The 17742-nt window shown below is 47.1% G+C and carries 13 protein-coding genes; 5 read left to right on the top strand and 8 right to left on the bottom strand.

Annotated features, from left to right (window positions below; translation table 11 throughout):
* Positions 1-39: 39 nt before the first annotated feature.
* The 6 genes from QUA38_RS00495 to QUA38_RS00470 form a co-directional block, all read right to left on the bottom strand.
* On the bottom strand, positions 40-4599 hold the full coding sequence (locus QUA38_RS00495; protein ID WP_333158205.1) for a PAS domain S-box protein: 4560 nt from the start codon (positions 4597-4599) through the stop codon (positions 40-42).
* A 973-nt stretch (positions 4600-5572) separates the two neighbouring features.
* Positions 5573-5830: a hypothetical protein gene (locus QUA38_RS00490; RefSeq protein WP_333158202.1), complete on the bottom strand. Its 258-nt coding sequence runs from the start codon at positions 5828-5830 to the stop codon at positions 5573-5575.
* A gap of 173 nt (positions 5831-6003) precedes the next feature.
* Positions 6004-6957 (bottom strand): malate dehydrogenase, encoded by a 954-nt coding sequence (gene mdh / locus QUA38_RS00485; RefSeq protein WP_333158200.1) that lies wholly within the window; start codon positions 6955-6957, stop codon positions 6004-6006.
* Positions 6958-7073: 116 nt separating this feature from the next.
* Entirely contained in the window at positions 7074-7289 is a 216-nt protein-coding gene (locus tag QUA38_RS00480) for an NAD(P)H-quinone oxidoreductase subunit O (RefSeq protein WP_015178120.1), read from the bottom strand.
* A gap of 351 nt (positions 7290-7640) precedes the next feature.
* Positions 7641-8573 (bottom strand): DNA-formamidopyrimidine glycosylase, encoded by a 933-nt coding sequence (locus QUA38_RS00475; protein ID WP_333158198.1) that lies wholly within the window; start codon positions 8571-8573, stop codon positions 7641-7643.
* 2 nt (positions 8574-8575) lie between these two features.
* Entirely contained in the window at positions 8576-8959 is a 384-nt protein-coding gene (locus QUA38_RS00470; RefSeq protein WP_333097845.1) for a photosystem I reaction center subunit IV, read from the bottom strand.
* Between the two features lie 286 nt (positions 8960-9245).
* Between QUA38_RS00470 and QUA38_RS00465 the strand changes: the two genes are divergently transcribed.
* Together QUA38_RS00465 and QUA38_RS00460 are read left to right on the top strand one after the other, a co-directional pair.
* Positions 9246-9974, top strand: coding sequence for a dihydrofolate reductase family protein (locus tag QUA38_RS00465; protein WP_333158195.1), 729 nt, complete (start codon positions 9246-9248; stop codon positions 9972-9974).
* Positions 9975-10210: 236 nt separating this feature from the next.
* The gene (locus QUA38_RS00460; RefSeq protein WP_333158194.1) at positions 10211-11407 is read left to right on the top strand and encodes a GNAT family N-acetyltransferase; all 1197 of its coding nucleotides are present in this window, start codon (positions 10211-10213) and stop codon (positions 11405-11407) included.
* Between the two features lie 311 nt (positions 11408-11718).
* Here the strand turns inward: QUA38_RS00460 and QUA38_RS00455 are convergent, their stop codons facing one another.
* Together QUA38_RS00455 and QUA38_RS00450 are read right to left on the bottom strand one after the other, a co-directional pair.
* Positions 11719-12285 carry a hypothetical protein gene (locus QUA38_RS00455; RefSeq protein ID WP_333158192.1) on the bottom strand — a complete coding sequence of 189 codons (567 nt, stop codon included), beginning with the start codon at positions 12283-12285 and terminating at the stop codon, positions 11719-11721.
* A gap of 172 nt (positions 12286-12457) precedes the next feature.
* Positions 12458-13822, bottom strand: a complete 1365-nt coding sequence (locus QUA38_RS00450; RefSeq protein ID WP_333158190.1) for an ATP-binding protein — start codon at positions 13820-13822, stop codon at positions 12458-12460.
* A 317-nt stretch (positions 13823-14139) separates the two neighbouring features.
* Between QUA38_RS00450 and QUA38_RS00445 the strand changes: the two genes are divergently transcribed.
* The 3 genes from QUA38_RS00445 (at position 14140) to ftsH4 (ending at position 17675) form a co-directional block, all read left to right on the top strand.
* Positions 14140-14985 (top strand): M48 family metallopeptidase, encoded by an 846-nt coding sequence (locus tag QUA38_RS00445; protein ID WP_333158188.1) that lies wholly within the window; start codon positions 14140-14142, stop codon positions 14983-14985.
* Positions 14986-15097: 112 nt separating this feature from the next.
* Positions 15098-15571 (top strand): tryptophan-rich sensory protein, encoded by a 474-nt coding sequence (locus QUA38_RS00440; RefSeq protein ID WP_333158186.1) that lies wholly within the window; start codon positions 15098-15100, stop codon positions 15569-15571.
* A 229-nt stretch (positions 15572-15800) separates the two neighbouring features.
* Positions 15801-17675, top strand: coding sequence for an ATP-dependent zinc metalloprotease FtsH4 (gene ftsH4 / locus QUA38_RS00435; RefSeq protein WP_333158184.1), 1875 nt, complete (start codon positions 15801-15803; stop codon positions 17673-17675).
* Positions 17676-17742: the final 67 nt, after the last annotated feature.

The raw sequence follows: 17742 nt of genomic DNA, 5'->3' as shown, positions 1-17742 counted from the left end.
GCAGTTGCCAATTGCCAATTACAACTTACCAATTCCCCATTAACAATTAGCTTTGAGGGGAATCTCGATCGTCAATTCTGTACCCTGTCCCGGAGAAGAACTGCATTTGAGCGACCCGTTGTGTCTGTCTGTAACAATTTGATAGCTAATCGACAAGCCCATCCCAGTGCCTTTACCCACAGGTTTAGTGGTAAAAAACGGGTCAAAAAGTCGAGTGCCTACTGTCTCCGGTATTCCCGGCCCGTTGTCAGAAATCCGAATGATTACCTTGCCCGCTGGCGATATTTCAGTGCGGATGCGGATTTGGCTGGGCTGTTGCCGCATTTCTTCAGCAGAACGGCGCTGATCCCGTTCTTCCAAAGCATCCAAAGCATTGCTCAAGATGTTCATAAATACTTGATTTAACTGTCCGGCATAACATTCTACTAAGGGAAGTTGAGTGTATTCTTTAATCACCTCAATTTCTGGGTGATTGTGTTTAGCTTTGAGTCGGTGCTGCAAAATCATCAGGGTGCTATCTATGCCGTCGTGGATGTTGACTGCTTTCTTTTCCGCTTCGTCCATGCGGGAAAATGTGCGGAGAGAAGCAACAATTTGCTGAATTCTGTCTGCACCGACTTTCATTGAAGAAAGCAACTTTGGCAAGTCTTCCATCAAAAAGTCGAGTTCAATATTGTCTACTTCCTCTTGAATTTCCGGGACGGGATCGGGATAGTGGTTTTGGTAAAGTTCGATCAGGTGCAGCAAGTCTTGGGTATAGTCGTTGGCGTGGCTGAGATTGCCGTAAATAAAGTTAACTGGGTTGTTGATTTCGTGGGCGACTCCTGCCACAAGTTGACCGAGACTTGACATTTTTTCATTTTGAATTAACTGCGATTGAGTGCTGGTTAATTTCTGCAAGGTTTGCTCTAATTCGCGAGCTTTATTGCGAGTTTGGGCGTAAAGATCGGCTTGGTTGAGAGCGATCGCCAATTGAACTGTAACCGCTTGCAATAATTCTACTTCGCCCTCACTCCAGGGTCGCACAGCCGCAGAGTGGGCGCAGGTAATAACACTCACTACTCCCGAAAGTGCCTGCATCGGAATTGCCAACACAGATTGGTAGCCTAGAGAGTTAAGAGACCTTCTCCAAACAGGGTCTGCGAGCGATCCGACATCATCGATTTGCAGCGTTTCTAGACGCAACATCTGTTCTCCTATCGTGCCAAAATCAGAAGCTTTATAGCAACCTATTAAATTGGGAAGTTCTATTCTGCGAGATTCTTGAATAATTTCCCAAAAAGCCTCTTCTTGTTCGCTGCGGTACCAGGAAAAATAGCACCGATCTATCTGCATGAAAGCCCGAATTTCTTGGACGGCGACAGCAATAATGCTGTCGAAATCGAGGGAATTGCGGATTTGAGTCGTGAGGTTGTTGAGCAATTTTTCTCGCTCTGCCTGCTGTCTGAGTCGGGCTGAAGATCGCCTCAAGGCAATTTCTCCCCGCTTGCGATCGGTAATGTCTTCGATGACAGCTAATAGATATTGCGGTTTGCCATCAGCATCGAGTATTGCTGTTTTCTTGGTATGAAATATCCGCTTTTCTCCTTGGCTCGTTTTAATCTCTTCTTCGGCGATGTCTACAATGTGCGCGCTGTTGAGAACTTCCCTGTCTTTGGCGGTGAAAAAATCAGCTTGTTCTGTTGGGAAAAAGTCGTAGTCATTTTTGCCGATAACTTCTGCTTCACTGAAACCGAGTAACTTTTCAGCTACGGGGTTCCACAGAACAAACCGCAGTTCTTGAGCATCCTTGGCAACCACTCCTACGGGTATGGTTTTGAGCACAGATTCCATAAAATTTTGAGCGTGTTGCAGTTCTGCTTCTGCCTGTTTGCGATCGCTAATATCTCTGACGTTGGCAATGATGCTGAGATTGCCGTTGAGATTTATTTTGGACAGGGCAATTTCTGCATCAAAAGTTGAACCGTCCTTGGGACGCCTCGCTTTCCATTCCACGCGACCTGTTTCGCCTGCTAATACTCTTTCCCAAAGTTCTTCCATTTTTTCAATAGGATTGTCGTCTGTTGAATAGTCGTGTTTAATTGATAATTTTGTTGCTTGTTCGGGGCTAACTCCGTACATTTCTAACATTCGATTATTGACATCGAGAATGTTTCCTTCTAAATCGTGAATGAAGATAGCATCGTAGACATTGTTAAATATGGTTCGCAGGTTTTGTTCGGAAAGTTGCAGCGCTGCTTCTGCCTGTTTGCGATCGCCAATTTCTTGTTCTAATTGGGTGACTGCTTGGGAAAGTTCAGCCGTGCGATCGCTTACTCTGTCTTCTAACTCGACTGCTGATTGCCGTAGTGCTGCTTCGGCGGCTTTGCGATCGGTAATGTCGATCACCGTACCGAACAGTTTTACCACCTTGCCGTTCACATCGGTTTCGGCTTTGCCCAGGGCGTTCACGTGTCGCAAGATGCCGTCGGGACGGTACAGGCGAAAGTCAAAATCAAAAGGGATGCCTGTTGCGAGTCCCTGTTGCACTTGAGTTTGCCACAATTCCAAATCTTCTGGATGAATCTGAGCGACCTGTTCGGCTAAGTTGGGCGCAAAGGCTGCCGATTCGAGCCCGAAGATGCGGAAAAGTTCTTCCGACCAAGTGAGGGTTTCGGTGGCTGCGTCGAGTTCCCAATTTCCGACGTGGGCAAGTCTCTGGGCATCTTTTAGCTGCCGCTGGCTTTTACGGATGGCGGTTTCGGCAACTTTGCGATCGGTGATATCGAGCAGGACACCGCAAAATACTATGTCACCGTTCTCGCTGCGGGTGGGCATTGAGTCGCCTTGCCACCAGCGAATCTCGCCGTCTGGCTTGACTAACCGCCCTTCATAGTGCCAGGGAGAGAGGTTTTCTACGGCTTCGTTGACCGAAGCGAGGTGGGCTTCCAAGTCTTCGGGGTGGATTCGAGAAATGAATGTATTTAAGTCTTGCATCATTTCTGCTGCTGTGACGCCGGTAATATCTTCGATGCGATCGCTCATGTAGTCAACTCTCCACACTCCCTGGCTGCTGCAAAATTGGAACAGAGCTCCGGGGATGGTGGCCGCGATAGTCCGGAACCTGGCTTCGCTGGCCGTGAGGGCGGCAAAAGTCTGGCGCAGTTCTGCCGTGCGTGCTTCTACTCGGCGCTCTAGTTCTGCGTTGGCGTGTTGTAAGGCTGCTTCTGCTCGCTTGCGATCGGTAATGTCGGTGGCTGTACCGGTCGTGCCGAGGAAGTTTCCCGTTTCGTCGTAGAGGGCAATGGCGTTAAACATTAAATGTTTCATGCTGCCGTCTTTGGCGATTTGGGTGGTTTCGTACTGGAAAATTGATTCTCCGGCCACCAGGCGGGCGAAAACTTCTAAATCTTTCTGGCTTTGTTCTGGTGTTACAAAGTCGGAGAACGGCCGACCGATCATTTCTTCTGGTTCGTAACCGTAGATATACTTAACTGCGGGGTTGACGAAGGTGTAGCATCCTGAAGCATCGACCGACCAAATCATGTCTTGGGATGTTTCTACCAGGCTGCGGTATTTGGTTTCACTGGCTTTGACGGCTTCTTCTGTTTTGTTGCGTTCGGTCATGTCGCGGGAGACGGCGATTGTCATGACGATTTGGCCGTCTGCGTTGCGGATGGGTGTTTTGACTGTACTAAACATTCGCACTTCTTGATCGTGCCGCGTGATCGGTTCTTCGGAAATTTCTAGAGTCTGTCCGGTTTCAAATACGAAGGCGTCATCTTTAATGTACTCGAGAGTATGGTCGGGAGCGGAGAAAGGTGCGTCTACGATTCCTTGAAGTTCCTCTTGAGTCATGCCGTAATAGTCGCGGAATGCTTTATTAGCCCAGACGATTTTTGATTGAGGGCCTTTGACTAATACTATATCGGCGATCGAATCGAGAATTTGGTGATATTTTTGCTCGCTGTCGCGGAGTTTCTGCTGCGTGGATTCGATTTCTGCTATTTGCCTCTGGGTTTGCAAGTGCAGTTCGGCTTGGTAGATGGCAACTGCTAAATGGTCGCCTACTTGTTTGGCAAATTCGATTTCGTCTTCTTGCCACTGGCGGGGTTGACCGCAGGAGTGAATGCACAGCAATCCCCACAAATGTTTCCCCTGCAGTAGGGGTACGACTAAGTTGGCTCGGATTTGAAATCGCTTGAGGATTTTGAGGTGACAAGGGCTCAACCGGGCTTTGTAGATGTCCGTGACTGCTTGAACGTATCCTTTGGTGTATTTAGCTGCAAATTGTTCGCCGAAGCAGTAGTCGCGGACTCTGGTTCCCAAAAATGGGCTATATTGGGGCAGTACGTCTTCGGACACTACTTCGCCCTCATTCCCTTCGGATTCGGGAAGAAAGCGGTAGACTGCGACTCGATCGGCATTTAGGAGTTGCCGAACTTCGGTGGCTGTGATTTTGAATATTGTTTCTAAGTCTAGGGATTCACGAATTTTGCTAATAACTCCCATCAGCGCTTGCAGCTTTTTGAACCAGGTTTGAGACTGCATTTCTCTTTCTAGGTGAGCTAGTTTCTCGCGCAGGTTGGTTACTTCGTGATACAGGTATTCATGAAACATAATGCTTTTTCTTTAGTTATTTTGCGGTTTGGTATCGAGGTTGATGGCATCTCAATAGCGCTCTGCAAGTTGAGTCTGGTAACTCAAAAAGGCAAAGAACATATTTTCCTCCTTCTGCTACCACTTAGCAGATACTCAGGCTGCATTTCCGTATTCTTTCGAGATTGGGAAATCAATCGAGCATCTTAGGTTCCGTACATTTACTGAAAAAAGGCATAACTTGCTACGTCATAAATTGTCAATTATTGAGAATAATGCTAAGCAAACTTACACATAAACTCGGTTTTTTAACGTAATTAAGTCAGGGAAGCTCCGAAAGTGGAACGAAGAAACTCGGTTCCATTTCGCGATAGGCAGGAGCATCTCTGACTAATTTTGACATTTTTTGGTTCGCCTTCGGTTGCAATTGTCACCTTTTTATTATTACCGAAAACTCTAGCAAGGGTTTCTTTGTTTTGGCGAACGAATATCCTGTTGGGTTCGCCTCTATTAAAATTTGTCTAAACTTAGACCATCGCCTTTTCTAGAGTTTTAAGTAATGCTTGATTTATCTGTCGTAAATTATATTTTTTACAGCCTTTAGGGTAACCAGAAGTTTGAGATGTTTTTCCTTGCATTCTCATCTTTTTATGTAAGGAATATAAATTTTTTAACATGATTAAAATTCACAGAATCAGAGGTTAGTTTTCGGTCAAACAGTTGAGGTAGTTGCAGGCTATGGTTAAATTGGCTCAACTCAAAGGCGATTTTCTACCGCAACGGTCCCGAACGCGCGTTCGGGATAGCTTCGCACGCGCGGAGACTTTTGCCGAATTTTTGTGATTTTTGACAACAAGTGTAAAAATTTTAAATAATACAAACATTTAGGCTCTCACATTTTTGGGTAAAATAAAGGTATTTCAAGCTTGATCAATAGAAAGGGCGATCGCGACGATTAAAGTTTTGGCAAAGTAATGATAAATTTCGTATAAACTCACATTTCAGTTTCTACCTTTAAAGTGCCACCGTGTAGTTCGGCAATCGGCTCGCGAGGGAGAGATAAGCCAAAACCGGCTGCTTCTGCTGTTGGTTTAGTAGTAAAGAAAAGATGGCAGGTTTTTGCTTGAATTTGTAGAGAAACTCTGATGGTATTGTCACGCAGACCAAGTTCAACTGCTTTTGTCAGTTTTTGCGTTTTTACCAATTTTTTGAAAGTAAATTTTATATTTATAGATCGGTTCCTTGCTGCCATTTTTCGGCTTGTGAAATACAGCCTCACAAGCACGATCAATGATATTTTTTATCCAAGCGCGGTGGAAATCCGAGAAGCCAACTTCCGACTGATGGATCGCCCTGTCATACTCAATATAAATTATTATATTGAAGTGGTCAGCGGGCTGCTGCGATCGCCGAACTGCTACAAGCTTAAGAAGCCGTTTTCAATATTGCCTTGGCTTCCTCAATATTTTGGGCAACCACTTTGCCCGACTCGATAAAGGCTGCTCTTTCCCTATCGCTGAGTTCGAGTTCTACTACCTGTTCGACTCCCTGATATCCCAAGCGACAAGGAACCCCCAAACATATATCTTGCACGCCGTATTCGCCGTGCAAATAAACGGAGCAAGGCAACAGTCGTGACTGATTGAGTAAAATTGATTCTACCATCAAACAGGCAGAAGATGCGGGTGCAAAATAAGCACTACTAATCTTCATCAATCCGACAATTTCTGCGCCGCCGTGGCGAGTTCGCTGTACGATTCGATCGATCGCCGCAGCATCCATAAGTTGATTAATGGGAATACCGTTGACAGTAGAATAGCGTGGCAAAGGAACCATCAAATCGCCATGAGAACCAATGACAGTTGCATTGATTTCAGCAATTGAAACGCCCAATTCCATGGCAATAAAAGTTTGAAAGCGGGCGGAGTCGAGAACTCCCCCCATACCCATGACTCGGTGTTTTGGCAAATCCGCAGCTTCCCAAGCTAAATAAGTCATGATATCTAGGGGATTGGTGATGACGATTAAGATTGCTTCGGGAGAATGCTCTATCGCCTGTTTTGATGCTTCCGTGACAATTCGAGCATTAATTTTAATTAAATCTTCCCGATTGATACCGGGTTTGCGCGGAACTCCGGCGGCAATTACTATGATATTTGAGTTGGCTGTATCTGTATAATCATTTGTACCGACAATTTGGCGATCGTGGCGTTCCACTCCCCTGGCTTCCATCAAATCTAAAGCAACGCCCTGCGGCCAACCCTCCACAATATCTAGCAATACTACATCTGCCAGATTTTTCTCAGCAATTCGCTGGGCTAAGGTACTGCCCACTTTGCCTGCACCAATAATTGATACGCGGTTTGATGGAGAATTCATTGGATTTTAGATTGTAGATGGTAGATTTTAGATTTTAGCAATCAGCTTAATTGGGGAAAGGTGCGCGGTGTGCACCCTTCGCTACATTAAGAGCAGTGATGTTTAGTTTTGGTGAGTTACTTAAAATCTTCTAGTTGGTCTACCCGCAGCCAAATATTCGGGGTGGGAACTTTGCCAAATTTGACGAAGGCATAGTCGCCGCGAACATCCATCACTTCGCCCTTTGTTTCAAATATATAGGAGGAAAAGCGCTGGTCGCTGGCTTTGGCTTCTAGACTGTTTTCCAATTTTTCGCGTACCGCGCGAACTATACTGCCTTTCTTGATTGCCATAACTTGCTTTGTTTAGTTTAAAAAACTATACAAATTTTAATCTAGATTTGCCTGGAAAGGACTTCTTCTTTCTTCTGACCTCTGGCACCCATTCTCGCTTAACAAGATTTCGGGCCTGTTTCACAATAGTTCAATATTCTTGTGGGCTCAGTGCCCCGCCCGCCCCTGACAGCCTTATTGACAATGGTACAAGATATCAGTTCTTCCATCTTCCTTCTTTCCTCTTCCGCCTTGTTCCTTTTTCCTTCTTTCCTCTTGCGCCTTGTTCCCTCTGCCCTCTTCCTTCTTTTTCCTTCTTTCCTCTTGCGCCTTGTTCCCTCTTCCTTCTTCCTTCTTCCTTCTTCCTTCTGCTTATTGCTGACACGCGGGGCAAAAATGAGTCGATCGCCCTGCTAATTTTATACGTTCGATGGTTGTGGAGCAAGTGCGGCAGGGTTGACCGGCGCGATTGTACACCCAAGCGACGCCGCCGTAGTTGCCGTTGACACCTTGGACGTTGAGAAAATTGCTAAAAGTAGTGCCGCCGGATGCGATCGCCTTCTGTAAAACTTGAATAATAGCTGTATGGATGCGCCCAATTTGCTCTGCGGTCAAATCCGCGCACAGAGTTGTGGGCATCACTCCCGACAAAAACAAAGTTTCGTCTGCGTAAATATTGCCCAAACCAGCTATCAGTGACTGGTCTAGCAAAGCTGTTTTTATGGGTCGCGCCCGCCGGTGCAGCTTGCGGGCCAAATATTCTGTTGTAAACTCGTCGGAAAACGGTTCGGGGCCTAAGAGTTTCAGACCGATAACTGTGCTGGAAACCTCGGTTTCTTCAGGCACATACCACATTTGCCCAAACGTGCGCTGGTCTACAAACCGCAATTCTTGGTTTCCTTCAAAAAACAGTCGCACTCGCGCGTGTTTTTGCAGGGGTTCGGATCTGTTCACCCACAGCAGTTGCCCGGTCATTCGGAGGTGAACGCCCAACCAGCCGGCTTTTGAAGGAAGGAGGAAGGAAGAAGGAAGAGGGGAAGAGCTTGGAGTTTGAGCTCTAAATTCTCCCCCTTTCCCTTTCTCTCTTTCTCCTTCTGGGAATTGAGATAGTTCTGCCAGTAGATATTTGCCGCGTCTGTACCAGCGGGCGATCGACTTTCCTTTGAGTTTTGTCAAAAAATCGGTCGCAGAGATTGAGCGGGCGATCGTGCTGTTTAACAACACGTCCCCGCCCAACATTTCTCGATCGAGGGTTGCTTGATTCAAACCCCGGCAAATAGTTTCAACTTCTGGCAGTTCTGGCACAATTAGCGCTGTTCTGTTCCTTGACCCTGAGGCGAACCTTCGACGCTGCCGGGCGTTTCGGCGCCGGGTTTGCTGTCCGTCGAAGTTTTCGGCTGAGAGGGGGCTCCTCCGCTGCCGGTTTTCCGAGTTTTCTCGTCGAGCGTGGTTTGTTTGCCGCCGGAAGCTACAGCAGTCGCTGTTTTCGCTTTTGCTTTGGGTGCTGCCACTTCCACTAATTCGCTTTCGGCGTAGTTGTTGGTGTTGACGCCTGCATAATTTACGGTGTTAAAGCGAACGATAACTGGGTATTTAATGCCGCTTTGGTCTACCGTAGCAACGGTGCCCACTTCTTGATACCAGTAGGATTCTTTGCGGAGAATCCGGACTGTTGAACCGCGTTGAACCATGAGCTTTTTTTCCTTTGCGATGAATAAACGGATCAAGCCATTTTTTTTACTCTAGTCGATCGCGCGGCGCATTTAAAGTCTGCAACGAATTTTTTACCTCCCGCGCCGTTTTTTGTCGGCTGTTTGTAAAGAAAAGTAAATACTTTGGTAGTGAAATCGCTGGGGTTGCAAAATAAATAAACCCACATTATCCGTCAAATAAAACCAGTCGGAGCGAGTTGAAAACAAACTTTACAAATAGTTTTGAATTGCTACAGTTAAATGTTCTGCGAAATTCTGATAAGTAATGACTGGACTTCACGCAACAGTAATACTCGCGATCAGTGCTGACGGTAAAATAGCCGATGCAGTACGATCGCCCGCGAGATTCGGTTCTGCCAACGACAAAGCCCACCTCGAACAGCAAGTAGCAGCAAGTGACGCCGTTTTGTTCGGCAACGGCACTTTACAGGCTTATGGGACGACGATGAGAGTGATTTCGCCGGAATTGCTCAAACAGAGGGAACTGCAAGGGAAGCCGCCACAACCGGTGCAAATTGTATGTTCGCGATTGCCCCAATTTGACCCCAACTTGCGATTTTTCCAGCAACCGGTACCTCGGTGGCTGCTGACGGGGCAAGACAGTAGGCACACGGCATTGCCATCTTCCTACCCGATGACAAACAGTAAGTTCGATCGAATTATCTATGCGAAAACCACAGGTGGAGAGATTGATTGGATTGATGCGTTTCCACAGCTAGCAAGCTTGGGTATCAAACACTTGGCGATTCTGGGCGGAGGAAAACTGGTAGCGTCTGTGCTGGCTGCAGGCTTGGTAGACGAACTTTGGCTGACGGTGTGTCCGTTAATTTTGGGCGGGGCGGATGCACCGACGGCTGTTGAGGGAAAGGGTTTTTTGGCGGATTTAGCTCCGAAATTGGAACTTGTGGCGGTTAAACAGGTGGGACAAGAGGTATTTTTGCATTATCGGGTCGATCGAACTGAAGCTCAAAGGTACTCGGAGACTAGGGTTTGACGATTAAGGCCTCCGATCCCCCCTTAACAAGGGGGGAACCGGAAGCACTCCAAGTCTCCCTTCCGCTCAAAGTCCACCTTCTTAAGGGGGATTTAGGGGGATCCAGGTCTCCGACAAAAGCGAGATTTGTAAGGTTTCAAGGTTTAGTTGACACCAGTTGCCATTCAGCTTTCCCAGCGATCGAATAATTGTATTAACTTAAATGAAGTTCGATCGCTCTACGCTCAAATCTCCCTATGCTGAAACAGCCAAAACCTGAATATTCTGTAGCCTGGATTAGCAAAATAGGCGAAATCCCGCAAGCGTCGTGGGATGCCCTGGCGATGCCACTAAAAACTCCATTTCTGGAATGGGATTGGCTGAACAATCTCGAAGTATCGGGCAGTGCAACAGGTAAAACCGGTTGGCTACCGCATCACTTAACAGTCTGGCGAGACAAACAGTTGATTGCTTGCGCGCCACTTTATGTCAAAAGTCACAGTTACGGCGAATTTGTATTCGATAATCAGTGGGCGGATTTAGCTCAACGTTTGGGTGTTCAATATTATCCCAAATTGATGGGAATGACGCCGTTTACTCCGGCTGAAGGCTATCGGTTTTTGATTGCCGATGGAGAAGATGAAGACGAGTTAACGGGAGTAATGGTAAGCGCGATCGACCATTTTTGCGATCGCCACAATATCTCTGGTTGCAATTTCCTTTATGTCGATCCAGAATGGCGCGAAAGAATGGAACGCCACGGTTTCAGCAGTTGGCTGCACCACAGCTATATTTGGCAAAATCAAGGCTATCAAAATTTTGACAATTATTTAGGTGCATTTAATGCCAACCAGCGCCGCAATATCAAACGCGAACGCAAAGCAGTCGATCAAGCTGGTTTGTTGGTAAAAACGCTGACTGGCGATGAAATTCCCCAAGCCATGTTTGCTCAAATGTATGCTTTTTATGAGAATACTTGCGACAAATTTGGTTGGTGGGGAAGCAAGTATTTGACTAAGCGATTTTTTGAACAGTTGCACCAAAATTATCGCGATCGAGTTTTATTTGTAGCCGCCTACGACAAGGAAGATGAGAGACAGCCTGTGGGTATGTCTTTTTGTTTGTATAAGGGCAATCGACTGTACGGGCGTTATTGGGGCAGTTTGCAGGAAATCGACTGCTTGCACTTCGATGCTTGTTACTATACGCCGATCGAATGGGCGATCGATCGGGGCATCCAAAGCTTCGATCCCGGTGCCGGCGGACGGCACAAAAAACGGCGCGGCTTTCCAGCTACGCCCAATTATAGTTTGCACCGATTTTATAACAACCGTCTGGCCCAAATTCTCAAGTCATATATCGGTCAAATCAACGAAAGAGAACAGGAAGAAATTGATGCAATCAACGAGGATTTACCTTTTACTAAGTTACCTCCGTTGTTACTCGGCGATTGACGGCTGACTGGGAATTTGGAATGGGAAATTGGGAATTACTAACAGCCTATCGGTGTCAACATAATACTAAAACCCTGTGTATATCTCGTTGGTATCGAAGTTTCGCTCCTCCTAAATCCCCCTTAAGAAGGGGGACTTTTAATGCTCTTCCCCATTTATTAATGGGAGTTAGAGGGAACGTAAGAAGACTCTTGTCCCCCCCTTATTAACGGGGGTTAGGGGGGAGCGAAACTCAACTATAAACGATATTTATTATGGGTTTTAGCCTTAAGTTGAGACGAATGGTAACAGTCAACCGTCAACCAATTAACCTAATTCAAAAATACTCTCCCATCTTCCTGAATTTCCAGGGATTTTGTATCAGCGGCCACCTCAGTTGTCGCGCTGAAACTGACTTGCAACATACCCGGCATCGCGGTTGCTTGGGGGCGAACCAGCACCAATCCGCCGTCTGGGCGCTGGTAAGTGAGGGTGATTGGCACTTTGAGGGCTTGAAGCAGAATTTCAGATTGTTCGCCCAGAGTGCGCGGCTGGGTCACGCCTACGATTTGATAATTGATGACAGCATTGGTGGTATTTACCAGTTTAATTACTATCATGCCTTCGGCAGGCGTAACTCGCGCACTGGGAATGGGGAAGCGGGGAGGCGCATCTGTGGGTGTAGAGGGCATCTCGCTGGGACCCGGACTTGCAGCCGGAGTTGGTTCGCTGACGGGTTCTTCAGTGGCTGCAGGAGTCTCTGTGGGTTGGGAAACGGGTTTTCCTTGTTGGGGCGGTGGGCCGCCGGCTTGGGAAAGTGTTGCGAGACTAACGAGTAAACCTCCGCAGGTGGCTGTTAGCAAGCTGATTTTTTTAAACGGTAGATTGTGGCGAAACATAAATAACTCCTCACAAGTTCGATCGAGGTTTTCCAACAACGTTTATGTTAATCTATGGCGGAAATGAATTTTAATAGCTGGGTTTGGGCGCGAGGTAGGAAGAATAAGGGTTTGAGGGGTAGATTTTTTTAAACCGCAGAGGGCGCAGAGGAAGAGAGGAAGAGGGGAAGTTTTAAAGGCGGAATTGTTCTGATTTGTGGGCGGGGAGGGTGACGGTAACGGCGGTACCTCGATCGACTTGGCTGTCAATGCGGATTTGGCCGCGGTGATTTTCGACAATTACTTTGGCGATAGCTAATCCTAAACCGGAACCAGCGGCGCTGCGGTGGGTGCGGGCGGGATCTGCGCGATAGAATCGATCGAATAAATGCGGCAGGGCTTCTGGGGAAATTCCGATGCCCGTGTCTGTTACTTTTATTTGCAGCGCTGGATGTAACATCGGCGAATTTCTTTTGTTTTTAGCTGCCACATCCAATTCTACTTGAATTTGACCGCCAGAGGGGGTGTACTGCACCGCGTTGCTGACGAGATTGGTAAAAAGTCGGGCTAGTTGATCCCAGTCGCCCAACAGTGTAAAGTTTTCCTCAGCGTTCGGCAGATCGACAATTTCCAAAGAAAGAGACAGATTTTGGGTAGTGGCGATCGCCTGTTGTTCTTCTATTACCTCCATCAGCAAAGCATCGAGAGGAACCTCAATCCACTGCTGCTGCACGATACCGCTATCTTGTCTGGCTAAAAACAGCAAATCGTCAACCAAGCGCCCCAAACGGCGCGTGAGACGTTCGATAACTTGTAGCTGTTGATGCTGCAGCGGTTCGATATCCGGTTCCGCCAAAGCTACTTGGACGTTAGTTTGAATAGTGGCGATCGGATTTCTGAGTTCGTGAGAAGCATCAGCAGTAAACTGTTTGAGACGCCCGTAAGATTCCCGCACAGGTTTCATAGCCAATCCCGACAGCAGCCAGCCAATAGCTGCAACGCAAATTAGAGTTAAACTCGCGCCCAAAATCAAATCGAGAATTAATTGGCGGATGGGTTTTGTCACTTCAAACCAAGGATGGCTGACTCGCAAATATCCCAGAACTTGGCGGCCGCTTTGTACTCGCTGCGTTACTTGTCTGAGGGAATAGTTTTGATCGGACTGTAACTTATTATTTATTATCCAAACTGTTTCGCCGGTACGGTTAGCGTGAATGGGAATATTCAGCGGTTCCGATAATGTAGACCACAGCAATTCACCCGTAGGACTGAACCATTCTAAATCTATGTGGTCGTCTTCTACTGCATCAGTGCTATCTCGAAAACTCGCTTGAATATTAACTTGCAATTTAATTTTATCTGTGGTATTGGGGAAAGTTAGCGGTTCGATAACGAGAGTTCGCTCTATTACTTCGACAACATGATTGAGAGTGTCATCAATGCGATCGATCAAAGTATTGCGGACATAGAAATAGAAACCAGTGGCGAAGACAAGTAACAATACAGCAGTAACGGCAGTGTACCAAATAGCGAGGCGGCGGCGGGTAGTTTGAAACATTGGAAATGGGGGATTAAAAAAAACGAACAGCGAAGACGCGAAGAGCGCGAAGGAAGAAAAGAGCGAGAGAATCTTAAAGCGATTGTGAAGTAAAAATCATTAACTAACTCTTAACCAACCATTTACAAATATAACGCTCTTCTCTTCTCTTCTCTTCCTTCGTGTCCTTCGCGCCTTCGCGGTTCGTTTAAAAAAGCCTTGTTCAGAAGTCCTACAATAATTGCTACCACAATATTCCATTATTAATACTTCAGACAGATGTTGAGGTAGGTGCCAGGCTGGTAATCTACTCGCTAAACTTTTTAGGTATAAAGCCTGTGAATAAATTTTTATTTCGAGCCGCGATCGGGCTATTAATGGCATTTTTTGGAGCAATCACCTATTTTACAAACGACGTACAAAATCCGGTAACTGGAGAGAGACAGCGGGTGCAGCTTTCTCCCCGCCAAGAGATAGTTTTGGGATTGCAGGCGCGAGATCAAATGGCCGCCAAGTACGGGGGGCTTTATCCCAGCCAGAGTATTCAGCAGTATGTCGATCGAGTAGGAGAACGAGTGGTCAACGGTTCGGCGGCGAAACAAGCGAGTTATCCGTTTGAATTCCACCTGCTGCGAGACCCCGAAACTGTGAATGCTTTTGCTTTACCGGGGGGACAAGTTTTCATTACTGCGGGGCTGCTGCGACGGCTGAATTCCGAGGCTCAGTTGGCTGCTGTACTGGGGCACGAGGCCGGTCACGTTGTGGGCCGACACGGTGCGGAACACTTGGCAAAACAGCAGTTGGGTAGGGCTTTGGTAACGGCGGTTGGTGTGGCTACTAGCGACGATCGCGGTGGGGGCCAGCAGGCTGCATTAATTGCTCAAGCTGTCAATCAAGTGGTCGGTTTACGGTACGGTAGATCGGATGAACTTGAGAGCGATCAGCTCGGTTTTCGGTTTATGACCGAAGCTGGTTACGATCCTAGAGGTATTGTTGAGGTGATGCAAATTCTCGGTTCCGCTAGGAAGGGCGAAGCGCCGCCGGAGTTTTTGAGTTCTCACCCAAACCCCGAAAACCGAGTTCAAAAGTTGCAAGCTTTAATCGCGCAAAATTACCCTAACGGCGTTCCAGCTAATTTGGTATCTGGACGCGAAGAGTTTGCTAAGAATTTGTCTGGCGGTTAGCAATAATTGCATAGGGCTTTACAAAAGTTATTACTAAAGGCGGATCAAAGTTCGGCTTTGAGTTGGCACGATCGACTTAATGAGCGATCGAGCAATTGGAAAGTTGAAAACCATGATTGAATCTTGGATGATTATCGGCGGCGTGACTTTCTCAGTCGCCATGGGCACTCTATTTTTTAAACTGCGCGATATTAACTGGGCAGTCAAACTTCAAAGACCGAATTGGATGTTTTTTGAGCCTGCTATTCCGTTCATTTGGACGGTGATTTTTTCTTGCGGGGCCGGCAGCGCTATTTTTGTGTGGGAACAGGAGCCAGGGAGCCTTAAAACATGGCTGTTGATGGCTTTGTACTTGCTTTTAGAAATTGTCACAGTTGCTTATATTCCTGCTACTCTCAGAGCCAAAAGTCTCAAAGTAGGGACAATTTTGGGAGGGGCTGGCGAGATTTTGGGAGCTGTATTGACCTTGGCTGTTTTGCCGATTTCTCAAACCGCCGCTTTGTTACTTTTGCCTTACGTGATTTGGGGTGCGATCGGCACTTATACCACTTGGGAAATGATTCAGTTAAACCCAGAAGCTGCATAAATAAATATTCGGTGTTTTTCGGCGCACCCTAAATACTATAACCCTCTTCTCTTCATTCGTGTCCTTAGCGTTTACGCGGTTCGTTAAAAAAGCATTGTTAATAATAGCAAATCCGTGCTAGCGGGTTAACCCACCCGATAAAGTGAGGAAATCCGCTTAACATTGTCTGCCTAGTTGATGAGAAAATAGATGAATAAAACGGATTTAAATCAAAGGATGACAGTTATCAATGGCCATTAAAGACCAGCCCCAACCACCTCGTTTTCGGCAAATTAGCAATGTCTTGTTATTGCTCTCAAGTTTGTTTCTGCTGGCAAACATCTTTTTACCGAATTTGTTCGGTCCCCAAATTCCGCAAGTTCCTTACAGCTTGTTCGTCCATCAAGTACAAGAACAAGATGTAGTCCGAGCTTCGGTAGGTCAAAATGAAATTCGCTACCAACTCAAAGGCGAAGGTGACAAACCCGGTCAAGTGCTGTCAACTACGCCAATTTTTGACCTGGAACTGCCTAAACTTTTGCAAGAAAAAGGCGTTGAATTTGCGGCAACTCCTCCTTCCAAAAATGGCTGGATCGGCAGTGTTTTAAGCTGGGTAGTTCCGCCGCTGATTTTTGTGGCGATTTTTCAATTTTTCATGAACAGGCAGGGTGGCGGGCCACAGGGCGCGCTCTCGCTGGGCAAAAGCAAAGCTAAGGTCTATGTAGAAGGCGAATCGGCGAAAATTACTTTTGCTGATGTGGCTGGAGTAGAAGAGGCTAAAACTGAATTAGTCGAAGTTGTTGAATTCCTGAAAACTCCTGACAGATTTACGGCAATTGGCGCGAGAATCCCGAAAGGCGTGCTGTTAGTCGGGCCTCCAGGAACTGGCAAAACGCTGTTAGCAAAAGCAGTGGCTGGTGAAGCTGGGGTGCCATTTTTTAGCATCTCCGGTTCGGAGTTTGTGGAACTGTTTGTAGGTGTTGGTTCTGCAAGAGTTAGAGATTTATTTGAGCAGGCTAAGAAACAGGCTCCTTGTATTATTTTCATTGATGAATTGGACGCGATCGGCAAATCTCGTAGCAGTAACGCTAGCTTCGGGGGGAATGATGAACGCGAACAAACTCTGAATCAACTGTTAACTGAAATGGATGGTTTTGCTGCGGGCAATACTACGGTAATTGTGCTGGCTGCAACTAACCGCCCGGAAAGTTTGGATGCTGCTTTGTTGCGCCCTGGCCGTTTCGATCGCCAAGTTTTGGTCGATCGCCCCGACTTATCCGGCCGCGAAGCAATTTTGAACATTCACTCTCAAAAAGTGAAGTTGGGCCCGGATATTGACTTGAAGGCCGTCGCCACTCGTACCCCCGGTTTTTCGGGCGCAGATTTGGCAAATTTGGTCAATGAAGCTGCTTTGTTAGCCGCTCGTAACAAGCGACTAACTGTGGCGCAGGAAGACTTTTTTGAGGCGTTTGAGCGCGTTGTAGCTGGCTTGGAAAAGAAAAGCCGGGTGCTCAATGAAAAAGAGAAAAAGATTGTGGCTTACCACGAAGTCGGACACGCGATGGTTGGTGCTGCACTGACCGGGGGCGGCGAAGTGGCCAAAATATCGATCGTCCCGCGCGGTATGGCTGCATTGGGTTACACGTTGCAAGTACCGACTGAAGACCGTTTCTTGTTAGATGAATCGGAGTTGCGGGGTCAAATTGCAACTTTGCTGGGCGGGCGATCGGCTGAGGAAGTCGTGTTTGGCAGCATTACTACCGGCGCTTCAAACGACTTGCAAAGGGCGACTGATTTAGCTGAACGGATGGTGACGACTTACGGGATGAGTAAGGTTTTGGGGCCTCTAGCTTACGATCGGGGTCAACAAGCAATGTTCCTCAATGACGGTATGGGAAATGCCCGCCGTGCGGTAAGTGCTCAGACTGCTGAGGCGATCGACCAAGAAGTGAAGGAAATTGTCGAAACTGCACATCAGCAAGCTTTGGATATTCTCAAAGCAAATCGAGAATTGTTGGAAACAATTACGCAGAAACTGTTGGAAACTGAGGTGGTGGAAGGTGACGCACTTCGCGAATTCCTCGGTCAAGTGCGGCCTTTAGATAAGGTTGCGGCTTCAGTTTAATAGGGTTTAATTAAACCGCAGATGAACGCAGATGGTTCCAAATCATCTGCGTTTTGCGATCGCACTC

Origin of the sequence: Microcoleus sp. Pol12B4 (genome assembly GCF_036701385.1) — a bacterium.
GTDB lineage: Bacteria > Cyanobacteriota > Cyanobacteriia > Cyanobacteriales > Microcoleaceae > Microcoleus.
The sequence above is the reverse complement of the archived record's forward strand: the minus strand, read 5'-3'. Positions and strand labels throughout refer to the sequence as shown.

Excerpts from the sequence above, each read along its gene's own strand:
- QUA38_RS00495 (WP_333158205.1), bottom strand. The coding sequence starts at position 4,599 with ATGTTTCATGAATACCTGTATCACGAAGTAACCAACCTGCGCGAGAAA.
- QUA38_RS00490 (WP_333158202.1), bottom strand. The coding sequence starts at position 5,830 with ATGGCAGCAAGGAACCGATCTATAAATATAAAATTTACTTTCAAAAAA.
- mdh (WP_333158200.1), bottom strand. The coding sequence starts at position 6,957 with ATGAATTCTCCATCAAACCGCGTATCAATTATTGGTGCAGGCAAAGTG.
- QUA38_RS00480 (WP_015178120.1), bottom strand. The coding sequence starts at position 7,289 with ATGGCAATCAAGAAAGGCAGTATAGTTCGCGCGGTACGCGAAAAATTG.
- QUA38_RS00470 (WP_333097845.1), bottom strand. The coding sequence starts at position 8,959 with ATGGTTCAACGCGGTTCAACAGTCCGGATTCTCCGCAAAGAATCCTAC.
- QUA38_RS00465 (WP_333158195.1), top strand. The coding sequence starts at position 9,246 with ATGACTGGACTTCACGCAACAGTAATACTCGCGATCAGTGCTGACGGT.
- QUA38_RS00460 (WP_333158194.1), top strand. The coding sequence starts at position 10,211 with ATGCTGAAACAGCCAAAACCTGAATATTCTGTAGCCTGGATTAGCAAA.
- QUA38_RS00455 (WP_333158192.1), bottom strand. The coding sequence starts at position 12,285 with ATGTTTCGCCACAATCTACCGTTTAAAAAAATCAGCTTGCTAACAGCC.
- QUA38_RS00450 (WP_333158190.1), bottom strand. The coding sequence starts at position 13,822 with ATGTTTCAAACTACCCGCCGCCGCCTCGCTATTTGGTACACTGCCGTT.
- QUA38_RS00440 (WP_333158186.1), top strand. The coding sequence starts at position 15,098 with ATGATTGAATCTTGGATGATTATCGGCGGCGTGACTTTCTCAGTCGCC.
- ftsH4 (WP_333158184.1), top strand. The coding sequence starts at position 15,801 with ATGGCCATTAAAGACCAGCCCCAACCACCTCGTTTTCGGCAAATTAGC.